Genomic DNA, 13,949 nt, shown 5'->3' on the forward strand with positions numbered 1-13,949 from the left:
TGCCCCTTACTTGACCGCGCCGGCGGCAATGCCGGCGATGAAATGGCGCTGCAGCAGCACGAAGACGACGAGCATCGGTACCGTCAGCATCACCGCGCCCGCCATGATGCCGCCCCATGACACCTTGGTGAGGCCGATCAGCGTGCCGAGCGCCACCGGCGCCGTCATCGAACCGGGCTGGCTGTTGATCAAAAGCGGCCACAGATAATTGTTCCAGGAGGCGAGGAACAGGATGATGGCGAGCGCTGCCAGCATCGGCCGCGCCAAGGGCAGCGCGACGAAAAGGAAGATGCGCCATTCCTTCACGCCTTCGACGCGCGCCGCATCGAAGAGGTCGTCCGGCATCATCGAAAAACTCTGCCGCATGAAGAGCACGCCGAGCGAATTGAACAGCGGCGGCACGATCAGCGCAACCCAGGTGTTGGCGAGCTTGAAGTCGCGCGCCACCATGATGAATTGCGGGATCAGCACGACCGCATAAGGAAGCGTGATGGTGCCGAGGATGATGGCGACAACCGCGCCCTTGCCGAAAAACTGGTAGCGCGCCAGAGCCCAGCCGGCCATCGAAGTCAGCAGCACCGACAGGAATGTGTAAGTCACCGCCACCGATACCGAGATGCCGATGGCGCCGACGAAGTTGGTGTCACGCTGCAGATTGTTGAAATTGTCGATGAAATTGCCGTGCGGCAACAGCTCGATGCCGGGGCTGAAGATGCCGTTGTCCGGCATCGTCGAGAACACCACCATCATCCACAGCGGAAACAACCAGATCAGCGCCAGCGGCGTCAGGAACAAATGCAGCGCGATGCTGCGTCCCAGCCTGGCGGAGGAGCGCGAACTCATTTCGGTTCCCTCGTCAGCCACAGCTGCGCCAGCGTGATGGCGATCGCCAGGCCGGCCATTGTGTAGGCAACGGCCGACGCGTAGCCGAAATTGAGCGACCGAAAACCCTGGCGGTAAAGCAGCAGGCCAAGCGTCTCAGTGCCGCCGCCCGGTCCGCCGCGCTCGGTGATCAGGAACGGCTCGGTGAACAGCTGCATGGTGCCGATGATCGACAGCACGAGGCAAAACACGATGACCGGCTTGAGCAACGGCAGGGTGATGTAGAAGAACTGCTTGAGCTTGCTGACGCGGTCGAGCGTCGCCGCCTCGTAGACATCCTCGGGAATGGACTGCATGCCGGCGAGCAGGATGATGGCGTTGTAGCCGGCCCAGCGCCAGGTCACCGCGATCATGATCAGCGCCATCGCCGGCGTGACGTTGGAGAACCAGTCGATCTTAGGCAGGCCGACGCTGTTCAGGAGCTTGTTTATGATGCCGAAATCGAGGTTGAACATCAGCCGGAACACCGCCGAATAGGCGACCTCGCCGACCACCACGGGGGCGAAGAAGGCAAAGCGGTAGAGGCCGCGCGCCTTCAAGAGCGGCGAGTTCAACAGCACCGCCATGACCAGCGCCAGCGAGATCATCACCGGCACCTGGATGACAAGGATGAGCAGCGTGTTCTTCAGAGCGTTGAAGAAGGCCGGGTCGCCGATCAACCGGCCCCAGTTGAAGCCGGGCGCGAACCGCCACGGCACGGTGCGCGTCGCCTGGAAGGAGATCATGAACGAGCTGATGATCGGCCACACCCAGAAGACCGCAAAGATCAGCAGATAGGGCGCGAGGAAGCGATACGCCGTGGCATTCTGATGGCGCATTGCTGCCTCCTTTCCGCGTTCAAGGGGTGGCGCGCCCTGCTGAAACGCGCGGCGCGTTTGGTAATGGTCGCGGGCAGCATGCTGCCCGCGACATCATCTCCAGATCAAGATTTGACGGGTAATCCGGTCGCCGCGGCGATCTGGCTTGCGGCGTCGTCGAGCGCTGCCTTGGCATCGGGATAGCCGCCGGCCAGGTATTTGGTCTGCACGGCGCGGACGATGATTTCGGCATCGCTCTGGAACGGTGTGCCGCGGCTCGGAACAACTTTCGGCAAGGTGCCGAGGATGTCCTTCCACACCGCCTGGCCGCCCCAGTAGGGTAGGCCTTCCGAGACATAGGGGTCATTGAGCGCCGACACCAGCGATGGCACCAAGCCGAACTCCTTCAGCATGGTGATCTGGCCCTCGTTGGTTCCTAGCGTGTACTTGAGATAGGCGTAGGCAGCCTCCTTGTTCTTGGACGCTGATGTGATGGCCAGCGAGGACCCGCCGAGATTGGCGGCACGCGGACCGTCGGCGGTGAGGCTCGGCATCAGATAGACGCCCCATTTGCCGTTTTCACCGGCCGATTCCGTGCGGATGGTGCCTTCATACCAGCCGCCATAGATCTGGGTGGCGACGGTGCCGGCAGTGTTGTTGGTGATCTTGGTGCCCCAGTCGGCCGACGAGATGATGCCGGCGTCCTTCATCTCCTTGACCTTGGTCATGGCGTCGACGCATTTGGGCTGGTTGACCGTGATAGACTGCCCGTCGGCGGAGAAATAGGCGCAGCCCTGTTCGTTGGCGATCATGCGGAAGAATTCGGAGTCGCCGTTGAAATCGGCGTTGGTCATGGTGACGCCCGGATTGGCGGCCTGGATCTTCTTGCCGGCGGCGATGAAATCATCCCAGGTCTTGATCGACGCCGGATCGACGCCAGCTTTTTCGTAGAAATCGCGGCGATAGAACGCGGCGACCGGACCCGAATCCCACGGCATCGAGTAGGCCTTGTCGCCGACTTCGAGTTCGGTGCGTTTGAAGTCGGGGAATTTCGCCTGGTCCTCGGCAGTGTAGCCCAGCGTATGCAGATCGACGAAGCAGTCGGGGAACTGGCTCCAGTAATTCTCGGCCTCACCATTCTCGATGGTGACGATGTCGGGCAGGCCGACGCCGCCGGCGGCGCAGCCGGCGATCGACTTGTCGTAGGTCGGTTGGTTGCCGAGATCCTGGACCGTGACCTTGACGTCGGGAAATTGCTTGTTGAAGCCGGCAATGGTCGCCTTCAGCGATGAAGCCGCGACATTCCAGCTCCAGATGGTGATTTCGCCGGATTGCGCGAAGGCCGGGGCAGAGCCCAGGGCAAGCACGAGCGCGGCGCAGGTCATTGTGATGCGCATAGAAATCCTCCCATTTCATTTGCTCTCTCACTGTGAGCATGCCTAGACTAGGCAGTGGGCAGGGCCTGTCGCCGTCAAAGGGAATATGAAATTGGCGGAAAGTAAGATGCCGGAACGTCCGTTTTATCAGCCTGGCGCCAGCAGCGTGGAAGGCCTGCCGCTGGCCTTGCAGATGTTTCACAACCATCCGCTCGTGATGCTCAAGCCGCATTGGCATGCCCAGGTCGAGGTCAATTTCATCGTGCGCGGCAGCGTGCATTACCGCATGAACGAACATGAGATCGCACTGTCGGAAGGCGACATGTGCCTGTTCTGGGGCGGTCTGCCGCACCAGATGGACGATCTCTCGGACGATGCCATCTATGCCGGAGCGCATCTGCCCCTGGTGCATTTCTTTCGCCTGCATTTGCCGACGGATGTCCGCCATCGGCTGATGACGGGCGCCACGCTGGTGACCGGCGCGACCGATCCGGCGGACCACCACAATTTCGAGCGCTGGAATCGCTACTTCCGCTCGGGCGATCCGGCCATGATCGAGCATGCCGTGAACGAATTGCTGCTCAGACTGGAGCGGGTGCGGTTCGAGCCCTACCGGCTAGTGCCGGAAACCGCACCCGGGCAGGAAACCGGCAGCCCCTTCGACCAGCAATCGTCGCGCAATGTCGGGCGCATGTGCGATTTCATCGCCGAGAATTTCCTCTACGAGATCGACTGCGTGAACATAGCGGCCGCCGCCGACATCCATCCCAAATACGCCATGAGCCAGTTCAAGAAATCGACGGGCATGACGCTCAACGAGTATGTCAACCTGTTGCGGTTGAGCTATGCGCAGGCGCTCTTAATGCACCAGGACGCCAATGTGCTGCGCGTCGCCATGGATTCGGGCTTCGGCTCGCTCAGCGCCTTCAACAAGTCGTTCCGCAAACTGGCCGGCATGTCGCCCTCCGATTTTCGCAGAGGCGTGACCGGCGCCAGATAGATAGCGGCGACCAGCGGCGCGGTGCCGCGAAAGCACTGCCGTGCCTCGGTCGCTGGCTAAAAGACGTGTCACGGCATATCAGCCCTCAATAACGGCGCGGGCAAGGGTGACGACGGCCGTATCGTGCCATGCTGTGCGCCATTCCGGCCATGAAGCGGCATGGAAACCGGGGCACTGCACAGCATCGCTTTTCCTCTCTGAAATCGCCACCTAGGCGCTGGACAGGCCGAATTCCCGTGCTATAACCCACGCGCTTTCAAGGGCGCCCCCACGGCGCCTCGATGAAATCCGGTCAACGAGTTTTCGTTTGCCGGAACAGGCCCAGATAGCTCAGTTGGTAGAGCAGCGGACTGAAAATCCGCGTGTCGGTGGTTCGAATCCGCCTCTGGGCACCATCCCCTCTTCTCCCGACACTCCGTTTAGCCGAACCGTCTACGCTGCAGCTTCTGCAAGCGACTGGAATTATTGATCTTTTGCTGTCGCATTGCGCAATTAGGCGGGACAGAGAGCGCTTCGGGCGCATTTGATCCAACGAGGCGGGGGGATGGTATTTCCGTTGGTATTCGACATCCTGATGGTATCGAAACAGCCAAGGGAGACCTGACGAATGGCCCTATCCGACGTGAAATGTCGAAACGCCCGCCCTGCTTCCAAACTCGTGAAATTATCTGACGGGGGCGGGCTGCAGCTATGGGTACAGCCCACGGGCTCTCGCCTTTGGCGGCTCGCCTACCGCTTTGACGGCAAGCAGAAACTGCTCGCGCTGGGCAGCTATCCCCTTCTCTCTCTCGCCGAGGCACGGGAGGCGCGCGATGATGCTAAAAGGCTCCTGCTAGCTGGCGTCGACCCTGGAAAGGAACGCAGCTTGCGGAAGGCCGATTCGGCAAAGGACTCCTTTCGCTCAATCGCGGACGAATATGTTGACAAGCTGAAGAAGGAGGGACGTGCCGACCGGACCATCAACAAGGTCAAATGGCTGCTCGGCTTTGCCTATCCGATAATCGGCGACAAGTGCATTCGGGAGATCGATCCGGCCACCATCCTTGCCGCCCTCCGTCGCGTGGAGGTTCGCGGTCGATACGAGTCGGCCAGGCGACTGCGCTCCACCATCGGCAGCGTGTTTCGATACGCAATCGCGACCGCACGCGCCGAGACAGATCCGACCTTCGCCCTCAGAGGCGCACTCATCAGTCCCACGATAACGTCTCGCGCCGCGATTACCGATCCGAAGGCCTTGGGCGGTCTGCTGAGGGCGATCGATGCATTTGACGGACAGCCGACAACCCGAGCCGGTCTGAGGCTGATGGCGCTGCTGTTTCCCCGCCCCGGCGAGCTTCGCGCCGCTGAATGGGAAGAGTTCGATCTTGACAGCTCTTTGTGGACCATTCCTGAAGCACGCATGAAAATGCGACGGCCGCACCGCATACCCCTATCAAAACAGACGATCAGCGTCCTGACTTCACTGAGAGAAGTCTCTGGTGGTGGATCGCTGCTGTTTCCTAGTGTTCGATCGGCTTCGCGTCCGATTTCCGACAATACGCTTAACGCCGCACTGCGTCGTATGGGTTATAGCAAGGAAGAAGCTACCGCGCATGGTTTTCGGGCAACGGCATCAACGCTGCTAAACGAATGCGGAAAGTGGCACCCGGACGCCATAGAGCGGCAGCTGGCCCACATCGAGAACAACGACGTGCGTCGCGCCTACGCCCGGGCAGAGCACTGGGAAGAGCGCGTTAACATGATGCAATGGTGGGCCGATTATCTGGATGAACTGGGGAGCAAAAACGCGCGGGTGATCTCAATCGGGGAACGCGGCAAGCCTGCTGTCCCATCGCGAGCGTCCACTTTAACCCCAACAGCGACGGTTCACCAAACGCCAAGACGAGCCTCCAACCTTCGAAGATCATACTGAGTTTGAAAAAGGACGGATAACTAAATAGTGAGCCCGGAGGGTGTGATGCCTCTAAGGAAAATCGATTGTTTAGCTGATGGTTGCCCAGCCCATATTCTCCGGATGGTCTGGCGAACCTGAGGTCCGACGCCAGGAATGATCCTATAATCGTCAGATCGCTGCGGCCTACCGATTCGGGTCTTCTCAGTACGAGGTATTTCATCCGCGACCAAAAGTCATTCCAACTATCGGATGGGCGTAGCGTCTGTCATCACTCGACACCAAGCCGCGATTGTGCAAGGTCCAGTCTCGGAATCGCTATCTCCCACCGGGCACTGTTGCGTATCAGCCGACTGAGAAGAGTCCGAAACCTATAGACTTGCGCTCCAACCTAATGAATGACGTTCCGACAGCAGTCTTGCACCATGAGCGCAAGTGTGACATTGATTTGCCACAACAGGAAGACGCTGGCTGCAGACCGTTCTTCTGTCGCGCGACAGACTAAATCATGGAAGTGTCTGATGGCCACACTGGAAGAGGTCTATACCGCCTTATTTTCACCAAGATCCGGGTCCGATATATTTGCAAGCGCACCTCTTCTGCCGACAGACCTTTTCGCGTTCGGAGCTCACCTCCTTGAGCGCTCCGGCGCCTATCATCATGTAGCACCGGATGTGAACCGGGCTCGGTCTAGCGGTTTTCGCGAGCTCCTCGTCGACGATGAACTGCGGGCCCGTGCGGTGCGAACGGGTCGAATATGGAGGGCATCCAAACCGCGCGCGGGCAGACGCCTGCCGCCCCCGCCGTCGCGCGTCGAGGTACTTTGGGAAGAACTTGAGCAATTTCGGGACGAACACGTATTCGAGCCGCTTGTGGAAACCGCTGACGCTCCGGAATGGTGGATGATCTGTCTCGAACTCGTCATGATTGCAGACGAGGCCTGCCAAGACATCGGTTTTGATCCTGGAAACAAATTCGCCCGCCCTATCCGGTCAGCTTATGTCCAGCCGATCTGGGATCCGGTAAGGAGTTTCGGCGCATTCAACGTGCGCCTTTCTCGCTGTCCACTGCAGCCGAGGACTTGGTGTGCGTGCAAGCAAAATCACGCACTCCGTCAGTCGGCTGTACGTTGCGGTCCTTAACTCACAATCTGGCTCTACTGCCGCTCCGCGGCCAAGTGCGGGCGCGATGGGTCCATCCGCCATTTACACGAACGCCTGCTTTGGATGATGACAAACTGGGTCTTCTTTTGATTCCATTCCCTTACCGCGTGGACGAAAACGCTTTCGTGTCGGTCGGTGAACATCCCGGGGGTGGTTGGGGATGGTTCACCGCCCGGCCGACCTGGCTGCCTCTAAACACCGATCGGCAAAAGCGCTCCAGCTTTGTGACATTTGTCCAAGATTTGGTTGATCGAGCGCGCGAGAAAGGGCAGCGCGTTAATGGGGTTGTATTTCCGGAACTGTCGCTAAACTATAATCAATTTCTAGGCTTGGCTCGCGCCCTCGCACGCGACAATGGCATCGATTTTCTGATCGCCGGAGTGACACACGACCAGGACCATCGTCACGGCAACTTTGTCGCCATCGCGCCGTTCTTCCTGCTAGGACGTGAACGCACCGGCACGATTAGCGGCTGGGAACAGACCGTGCTCGTGCGAGAGAAACATCATCGCTGGAAACTCAACAGATCTCAGATCGAGACGTATAGCCTCGGGTTGGACCCCGCCAGGAGTTGGTGGGAAGACCTGAACATTCTTAGCCGCAGTCTTGATGTTTTGGTGTATCGGGGCTCTTCAACTCTCACGACCCTGATATGTGAAGATTTGGCGAGGGTTGATCCTTGCCAAGCGGTTGTTCGGGCCATCGGGCCGAACCTGCTGATCGCTCTTTTGATGGATGGACCGCAAATCGGCAGCCGTTGGCCAGCCCGATATGCTACCGTACTGGCCGACGACCCGGGCACATCAGTGCTCAGCCTAACTTCGTTCGGATTGATGGCCCGCCAGAATGATCTCGGCCAATGGCCGCAGTCCTGCGCGATCGGATTGTGGAAAGACGAGGCAGCCGGCATCAAGGTTCTCGAACTTCCGCGCGAGGCGGATGCGATTTCTCTGCAAATTAGATCGGTTGCTAAATCCGAAAACACGCTAGACGGCCGGTCGGACGGCGGTTCATCGCATCGTTGGGAATATGAATCCCATACCGGCGTTACTCTCGAACCCGCAGCGCGGCCGGATTGGGTTAGGACGGGTATTGGACGCTAGTACGCTTTCGCAGCAGATTTTGCCAATGGCACGGACTTTGACGATCCCATCGTACGATAGTCCTCCCGTGCGCGCTTCTTAAAGGTCGCATAGATGCGATCCTCCTCAGGATGAGGCGATGACGATTTTTCGGCTGCTGCGACCTTTCGCTGAGCCTGCTTTGTAACGGCCGCGTAGCGCTTCTTGATGTCGGCCATTTCGGTGTCCTTATTTATCAGAATCCATTTAGCCATAAGATGGCATCGACGCCAGTGGCATTCAAGCGCTGAGCCGACCGCGGGTAGAGGCGCCAACGTGTGGCCGCAAGCCTAACACACTGACGCATGGCCACGTAATCGGTCTGGCGCGCTTCCATTGACCCGCTGAAGACGCGTATTTTCATGCCCGGACGCGAAACGCGGTCCAGCTTTTCTCCAGCTCGGCATCCTCGTCCACCGTAAGAAGGCAAAATGGATGGCGCGCACGGGCGACTTTAGCACTCGCGCAGTGAATCCCAAGAGGTCCGTGTTCCCAGACTACATCATCAGCCTTGAAGACGGTCAGAAATACAAGTCGCTAAAACGCCATTTGGCAACTCGACATGGGATGACGCCCGATGAATACCGGGCGAAGTGGGGACTGGCGAAGGACTATCCCATGGTCGCTCCAAACTATTCGGCTACCCGATCGGCGCTGGCAAAATCGTTAGGATTGGGAAGGAAGGCTGCTCCGGCCAAGAAAGCTACCGCGAAACGCAAGGCGAAAGCCTGAGAGCAGTAGAGATCTTTGGCGTGCCAGGGAATTACCGTGATCATATCGGCACCGATGCACTGGAACGTGGCAGCCTAACGCTTTGGGATTTTGCAGACCCGGATGAGGCGGCCAAAACCGCTCTCGATATCTATGGGCCGGACGCGGTGACCGCCGCGGCCCATTGCGCATTGACGGCGCGTTTTGATGGGCGCGAGCGCGACTATCGCTTTTGGGTCGCGGTTTTCTCGCAGCTCAAACACGCGTCTCTGGCGAGTCACCTCCGGCGAGGCCATTAGAGCGGATCAGTATCAGGGTCTGCGTCAAAGACAGCAGCTTTTGCGCTCAGGAAACTTCCTGGTGCTGCAATTCATCAGCTGTATCTCTACTCGGACAAGCCGAACCGCCCACGCTAAGTGCTGTCTAATGTTGAAGATGATTGCCTTCGTGGTTTCTCCGACGCGCCGGCGCCCGGCAGTCCTTCCTTTCTGGCCTTGGCAAACGCCCGGTCGCCTTCCAGGAACCCGACCAGCATAAAGGGAATCAGCTCAGCCACGGTTTCGGACTCGCCATAGGTCTGACGGTAAAGTGCGGCATAGTCGTTGAGTGCTTGGCTCAAGTCGGCGCCAACAGTGATGGTGATCTTCGAAGGCGTCCGGTCCGGAAGTTTTCCGAGTTTCAGGTTAGCCATGAAAGTCCTCCTGTTCACCCCGTGTATGGCCGCAACACGAGGTCCTTGTGCACGATGACGCGCAACGGCCAACCAGGGCGGACGGTGATCGTGGGTTGGATGTTCAGGTTCTTTTCAGTGATCCGTTGGCCGGCTTGACTGACGTTCTGCTGGGTGGATTCACGAATTGCCTTCACCAAGTCGCTTTCATTTTCCCCAAAGCTCAACTCGGTACCAACCCCCAGCAATGTGGCCACCGCGACGCCCTTGATCAGCTGCCAAGTATGGAAATCCACCTTGTCCTCGAGCCCGGCATAGCCGGCCGCGTCGGTCACGGGCAGATTGTCGATTTCGATCGATGAGCCGTCCGGCATCACAATGCGTTGCCACACCAACAGAGCGCGCCTTTGGCCAAAGGCTACAACACTATCGTAGGTGCCGATCAGCCGTGAGCCCTGCGGGATGAGCAGGGTGCTGCCGGTGACGCTGTCGCGCACATTCTCGGTAACCTGCGCGACAACGAGGCCGGGCAAGTCGGAATTGATGCCGGTGATCAGGCTTGCCGCAATCACGCTGCCGGCCATGATCTGATACGGCGAGGCCGGCGTCTGCCGCGCATGCGGATTGTAGATCCCGCTGGTGTTCCGTTGATCGATAAAATCGAGCTTGCGCTGTTGGTTGTTCTGGTCGCCCTCGGCCGGGGCGACGGAAGCTCGCGCGCCTTCGGTATCTGGCTGCGGAGGCGCCGTCTCGAAAGGTGAACGTCCGCCCTGCCCATTGCTAAAAGCTTCCGTTTGCTGGAGTCGGGTTTCGATGCGGAACAGGACTTGCGACTCGCGCGCTTCAATCGCTTGCTGTGCAAGCCGCTGCGCCTCGGCGGAAACGTCTTGCCCGGGCGCGATGCCAAGCTGGCGCTGGTGCTCGAGAATAGGACGGCCGAGATCTCCGGGCAGCGGCGGTCCAAGCACCGGAGCCTTTGGCTTAATCCCGGAATAGTCCTTGGGCAGCGCTTCGAGTCCCTCGGCGGTCGGCTTGCGGTCGGTGCTGTAAAGCTCTTCGGCCTGCTGCTTCAGGCGCAATGCGGGCCCCTGCAGCGCCATCATCGTGACGCCAAAAACAGCGCCGGAACCAACAGCAGCGATGGCGACAATTATGCCGCGCCTGAACCGCACCGCTCGGCGGGGTGAGGCTCGCAGCTGCAGCTGTTCGGGATTGAGCTTCGGCGGAGCATTCGGGTGGGAAGTATCGGTCATGAGCCTCCCCTTACCTGCCAAAACGCGAAAACAGCGAAACCCGCCGCGGCGGTTGCCGACCGTCGGTTCTCGTAATGCGCACCACCTGCTGCTGTTTGGTGCCCAGCCTTAGCTCGGCCGCAGCAAAGAGGCGATCGACGATGTAGTAGTTGCCGCGCATGCGATAGTTGACGAGCTGGTTGTCCCCGTCGGCTCCGACGATGAAGAGCGGCGGCGCCTCACCTTGGTCGATACGGCGCGGGAATTCGATATAGACCTTGCTGCCATCATCAAAGGCGCGGGTCGGTCTCCACGGTGGCGTGTCGCCGGCGATCGAATAGCGGAAGCGGATGTTTTCGAGTGCTACGTTCGAGGCCGCGGGCATTTCAGCCTCTGCCTGAGCGTTGCGCCGCCGAAGCGCCACGAGTTGGTCTTCGCTGTAAATCCAGGAGAGCGCCGCCATGGCAGTTTTCTCAGTGCTTTGAAGCTGCAGGTGATAGGATCGCCTGTCGGTCGTGATGACCAGATTGGTGGCAAGCCCCGGCGCGAATGGCTTCACCAGCACATGAGTGCGCTGGTCATCGCCTGAGCCACTAACGGTGTCACCGATCACCCAACGGACCGTATCGCCGGCTGAGACCGAGGTCAGCTTCTCGCCCCGCTGCAATGAGATATCGGTGACGCGCTCCGGCGCGGCGTAGAGCTGGTAGAGCGCGCCGTCGGCAAAGGGGTAAACCTGCACCGCATTGACATAGCCAAACTTGGTGGGTTGTTGCGTCGCCGCCTTGTTGGCATCGGCGACCTGTTCTTCCGGCGAGCGCTTATCTGGGGCGGGCTTGCCGGGTGCGGGCATCAACTGACCAGGCAACGGTAACGGTTTCGGCACTTCCACGACCTTGACCGGCTTCTCCGGCGCCTTCTCGATCGCGGCTGGTTTGAAGTCCTCGTGGTCATAGGAAATCTGAGGCGGCGGCACTGGCTTCGAGGCACAGGCCGAAAGAACCGCAGCAGACGCCGACAGGATCAAGGCAGCACGAAGCAATGGGGCTCTATTTGTCATTGGCGGGCTCCTTAGGGGAAACGGGGGTTGGCGCGGCGCTGTCGAGCTCGCGCGACCAGTCGATGGCGTTGATGAAGACGCCGAGCGGGTTCTTGCGCAGCTGCTCGGTTGTCCTAGGCGGGCGGATGAGGATGGTGAGGATCCCGATCCAGCGCCTCGTGCTGGCGAGGCTGCCGCGCTCGAACACCTGCTCGGTCCATTTGACCTGGAACGAGCTGTCGGAAGCCCTGACCACGCTGGTCACCTGTACTGACACGCTGCGCGTGCCGATTTGGCCGAAAGGGTCGTTCGCCTTGGCATATTCGTTGAGGAAGAGCGCCGCTCGGTCGGTGGCAAAGTCGTAGGCCGACAGCCAATTCTGCCGCACCAGAACCGCATCGGTGGAAACCGAACGAACATTCTGGATGAAGCGGCTGAGATGCCAGGCGATCTGGGCATCGTCGGGCTGGTAGTTTTGGACTGCCGGCCCGACCGCGTGCGCCTCGCCAAAGCGGTCGACCTCGACGACATAAGGCACGACGCGGCCCTGCATCGACTGCCACAGAAGCCCACCGGAAAGCCCCGTCGTCAGAGCCAGGCAGCCAAAGGCCATGAAGCGCCAGTTCTTGGCCTGCACGCGCGCCGCGCCGATGCGCTCATCCCAGAGTTGGCTGGCCTTCTGGTAGGGTGTTACGGGTTCGGGCGTCTTTCCATAACGCTGAACGGGGCGCTTGAAGAGCATCTAGTCTTCCTTGTCATTGAGGGAGGGATTGGCGCCGCTTCCGCCCCGATCTCCATCGCGCACCGCCTGAGTGGCAGCATTGCGATGGGCGCGTGCGGTCTGTTCGGAACGCAGACGCCTTGCCCAGGCAGGCGCGGCCGCGGGAGCTATAACTGGAGAGCTTCCGCTCATCGAGCTGGTCGGCATGCCGCCGGTCGCGGTCCAGCCGGCATCGCGACCGGCGTCGGCACTACGGCGGAATGGTTCTGCTGCGGATCGCATTCCCCGCACCGCGGCGCCGCTAGCGGCACTCGCAACCCCCTGCAGCCCAGCAGCTACCCCGGACAGCCCGGACTCGGGCGATGTCGCGCGCCCCGTCTGCCAAGCGACGGTGGCAGCGGACCCCATAGCGGCGCCGGCACGGACTGCGGCGAGGCCGCCGCCTGTTGCCATGCGCGCGCCGGCAAACGCAGCGCCTCCGGCAACGAGCGTTGATCCAGCTGCGGCCGCCGTTGTTCCAAGTGCCGCGCCGGCGCCAAGCTGCGGCGCGCCGGAAACAAGACCCGAGGCAATCCCGGGGCCGAAAATGCCGAGCCCAAGCAGCGCCAGCGCACCCAGCACCTGAGACATGGCCGCCGCCAGGTCCGGCTCCTGGCCCTGCAGGGCGGAAGCGAACTCGCCAAAGAGCGTGGAGCCGATGCCGACGATGACGGCAAGCACCATCACCTTGATGCCCGACGAAATCACATTGCCGAGCACGCGCTCGGCCAGAAACGCCGAGCGGTTCCAGAGCGCGAAGGGCACCAGGACGAAGCCGGCCAGCGTGGTGAGCTTGAACTCGAGGATGGTGATGAAGAGCTGGATGGAAAGAATGAAGAATGCGATGAGGACCAGGAACCAGGCCAGAAGCAGCACGAAGATGGTGAGCGCGTTACCGAAGATCTCGGGGAAGCCTACTAGCTGGCTCGCTTGATTGAGGAGCGGCCAGGCGCCCTCGAAGCCGGCCGCGGCAATGCGGCCTGGCCGCAGGAGACTGTCGGCGGACAGGTTGCCGGGCGATGCGTTGATGCCGAGACCGGCAAAGGAACGGTAGATGATGTCGGCGAGGTTCTTGAAATTGTTCAGGACGAAGGCGAAGGCGCCGACATAGAGCACTTTGCGAACAAGCCGGCCAAGAATGTTGGGCTCGCCGCCGAACGCCCAGACCAAGCCCGCGAGCGTGATGTCAATGCCGATCAGAATGGTGGTGAGAAAGGCGACGTCGCTCGAAAGCAGACCGAACCCACTGTCAATGTAGCGGGTAAAGGTCTCCATGAAGCGATCGATGACTCCGAGGTCGTTCATGT

Annotated in this window: 13 protein-coding genes, 1 tRNA gene and 1 pseudogene; 6 read left to right on the forward strand and 9 right to left on the reverse strand. The window is 60.4% G+C overall.

The window, feature by feature from the left end; all coding sequences use genetic code 11:
• Nucleotides 1–6 precede the first annotated feature (6 nt).
• The 3 genes from NKI38_RS02310 to NKI38_RS02320 form a co-directional block, all read right to left on the reverse strand.
• Nucleotides 7–843 carry a carbohydrate ABC transporter permease gene (locus NKI38_RS02310; RefSeq protein ID WP_352654462.1) on the reverse strand — a complete coding sequence of 279 codons (837 nt, stop codon included), beginning with the start codon at nt 841–843 and terminating at the stop codon, nt 7–9.
• Entirely contained in the window at nt 840–1,700 is an 861-nt protein-coding gene (locus tag NKI38_RS02315) for a carbohydrate ABC transporter permease (RefSeq protein WP_352654464.1), read from the reverse strand. Before NKI38_RS02315 ends, NKI38_RS02310 begins: the two co-directional genes overlap by 4 nt.
• Nucleotides 1,701–1,804: 104 nt before the next feature.
• On the reverse strand, nt 1,805–3,076 hold the full coding sequence (locus NKI38_RS02320) for an ABC transporter substrate-binding protein (RefSeq protein WP_352628445.1): 1,272 nt from the start codon (nt 3,074–3,076) through the stop codon (nt 1,805–1,807).
• A gap of 106 nt (nt 3,077–3,182) precedes the next feature.
• Here NKI38_RS02320 and NKI38_RS02325 point away from each other — a divergent pair, with 106 nt between their 5' ends.
• The 4 genes from NKI38_RS02325 (at nt 3,183) to NKI38_RS02340 (ending at nt 8,212) form a co-directional block, all read left to right on the forward strand.
• Nucleotides 3,183–4,055 carry a helix-turn-helix domain-containing protein gene (locus tag NKI38_RS02325; RefSeq protein WP_352654466.1) on the forward strand — a complete coding sequence of 291 codons (873 nt, stop codon included), beginning with the start codon at nt 3,183–3,185 and terminating at the stop codon, nt 4,053–4,055.
• Between the two features lie 319 nt (nt 4,056–4,374).
• Nucleotides 4,375–4,450 (forward strand) — tRNA-Phe (locus NKI38_RS02330).
• Nucleotides 4,451–4,662: 212 nt separating this feature from the next.
• On the forward strand, nt 4,663–5,967 hold the full coding sequence (locus tag NKI38_RS02335) for a tyrosine-type recombinase/integrase (RefSeq protein WP_352654468.1): 1,305 nt from the start codon (nt 4,663–4,665) through the stop codon (nt 5,965–5,967).
• 1,201 nt (nt 5,968–7,168) lie between these two features.
• The gene (locus NKI38_RS02340) at nt 7,169–8,212 is read left to right on the forward strand and encodes a hypothetical protein (RefSeq protein WP_352654470.1); all 1,044 of its coding nucleotides are present in this window, start codon (nt 7,169–7,171) and stop codon (nt 8,210–8,212) included.
• Here the strand turns inward: NKI38_RS02340 and NKI38_RS02345 are convergent.
• A complete protein-coding gene (locus tag NKI38_RS02345; protein ID WP_156934446.1) occupies nt 8,209–8,409 on the reverse strand; it encodes a hypothetical protein in 201 nt (66 codons plus the stop codon). The two genes, NKI38_RS02340 and NKI38_RS02345, sit on opposite strands and share 4 nt — an antisense overlap.
• A gap of 286 nt (nt 8,410–8,695) precedes the next feature.
• Between NKI38_RS02345 and NKI38_RS02350 the strand changes: the two are divergent.
• Together NKI38_RS02350 and NKI38_RS02355 are read left to right on the forward strand one after the other, a co-directional pair.
• Nucleotides 8,696–8,962 (forward strand): annotated as a pseudogene (locus tag NKI38_RS02350) (Ros/MucR family transcriptional regulator); the annotation flags it as partial.
• A 20-nt stretch (nt 8,963–8,982) separates the two neighbouring features.
• On the forward strand, nt 8,983–9,240 hold the full coding sequence (locus NKI38_RS02355; RefSeq protein ID WP_352654472.1) for a Y4oE-related protein: 258 nt from the start codon (nt 8,983–8,985) through the stop codon (nt 9,238–9,240).
• 113 nt (nt 9,241–9,353) lie between these two features.
• Here the strand turns inward: NKI38_RS02355 and NKI38_RS02360 are convergent, their stop codons facing one another.
• Genes NKI38_RS02360 through trbL form a run of 5 tightly spaced genes read right to left on the reverse strand, consistent with a single transcriptional unit; the run spans nt 9,354 to nt 13,947 of the window.
• On the reverse strand, nt 9,354–9,632 hold the full coding sequence (locus tag NKI38_RS02360) for a DUF2274 domain-containing protein (protein WP_352654473.1): 279 nt from the start codon (nt 9,630–9,632) through the stop codon (nt 9,354–9,356).
• Between the two features lie 14 nt (nt 9,633–9,646).
• A complete protein-coding gene (locus NKI38_RS02365; protein ID WP_352654474.1) occupies nt 9,647–10,864 on the reverse strand; it encodes a TraB/TrbI/VirB10 family type IV secretion system protein in 1,218 nt (405 codons plus the stop codon).
• A 10-nt stretch (nt 10,865–10,874) separates the two neighbouring features.
• Nucleotides 10,875–11,903, reverse strand: a complete 1,029-nt coding sequence (gene trbG / locus NKI38_RS02370; protein WP_352654476.1) for a P-type conjugative transfer protein TrbG — start codon at nt 11,901–11,903, stop codon at nt 10,875–10,877.
• Nucleotides 11,893–12,624 (reverse strand): conjugal transfer protein TrbF, encoded by a 732-nt coding sequence (trbF, locus tag NKI38_RS02375; RefSeq protein ID WP_352654478.1) that lies wholly within the window; start codon nt 12,622–12,624, stop codon nt 11,893–11,895. Before trbF ends, trbG begins: the two co-directional genes overlap by 11 nt.
• On the reverse strand, nt 12,625–13,947 hold the full coding sequence (gene trbL, locus NKI38_RS02380) for a P-type conjugative transfer protein TrbL (RefSeq protein WP_352654480.1): 1,323 nt from the start codon (nt 13,945–13,947) through the stop codon (nt 12,625–12,627).
• Nucleotides 13,948–13,949: the final 2 nt, after the last annotated feature.

The organism is Mesorhizobium sp. M0621 (genome assembly GCF_040320745.1).
In the GTDB taxonomy this organism is placed as follows: domain Bacteria; phylum Pseudomonadota; class Alphaproteobacteria; order Rhizobiales; family Rhizobiaceae; genus Mesorhizobium.

What these genes read in the sequence shown, in the direction of transcription:
- NKI38_RS02310 (WP_352654462.1), bottom strand. Translation starts at nt 843, where the DNA reads ATGAGTTCGCGCTCCTCCGCCAGGCTGGGACGCAGCATCGCGCTGCAT.
- NKI38_RS02315 (WP_352654464.1), bottom strand. Translation starts at nt 1,700, where the DNA reads ATGCGCCATCAGAATGCCACGGCGTATCGCTTCCTCGCGCCCTATCTG.
- NKI38_RS02320 (WP_352628445.1), bottom strand. Translation starts at nt 3,076, where the DNA reads ATGCGCATCACAATGACCTGCGCCGCGCTCGTGCTTGCCCTGGGCTCT.
- NKI38_RS02325 (WP_352654466.1), top strand. Translation starts at nt 3,183, where the DNA reads ATGCCGGAACGTCCGTTTTATCAGCCTGGCGCCAGCAGCGTGGAAGGC.
- NKI38_RS02335 (WP_352654468.1), top strand. Translation starts at nt 4,663, where the DNA reads ATGGCCCTATCCGACGTGAAATGTCGAAACGCCCGCCCTGCTTCCAAA.
- NKI38_RS02345 (WP_156934446.1), bottom strand. Translation starts at nt 8,409, where the DNA reads ATGGCCGACATCAAGAAGCGCTACGCGGCCGTTACAAAGCAGGCTCAG.
- NKI38_RS02360 (WP_352654473.1), bottom strand. Translation starts at nt 9,632, where the DNA reads ATGGCTAACCTGAAACTCGGAAAACTTCCGGACCGGACGCCTTCGAAG.
- NKI38_RS02365 (WP_352654474.1), bottom strand. Translation starts at nt 10,864, where the DNA reads ATGACCGATACTTCCCACCCGAATGCTCCGCCGAAGCTCAATCCCGAA.
- trbG (WP_352654476.1), bottom strand. Translation starts at nt 11,903, where the DNA reads ATGACAAATAGAGCCCCATTGCTTCGTGCTGCCTTGATCCTGTCGGCG.
- trbF (WP_352654478.1), bottom strand. Translation starts at nt 12,624, where the DNA reads ATGCTCTTCAAGCGCCCCGTTCAGCGTTATGGAAAGACGCCCGAACCC.
- trbL (WP_352654480.1), bottom strand. Translation starts at nt 13,947, where the DNA reads ATGAACGACCTCGGAGTCATCGATCGCTTCATGGAGACCTTTACCCGC.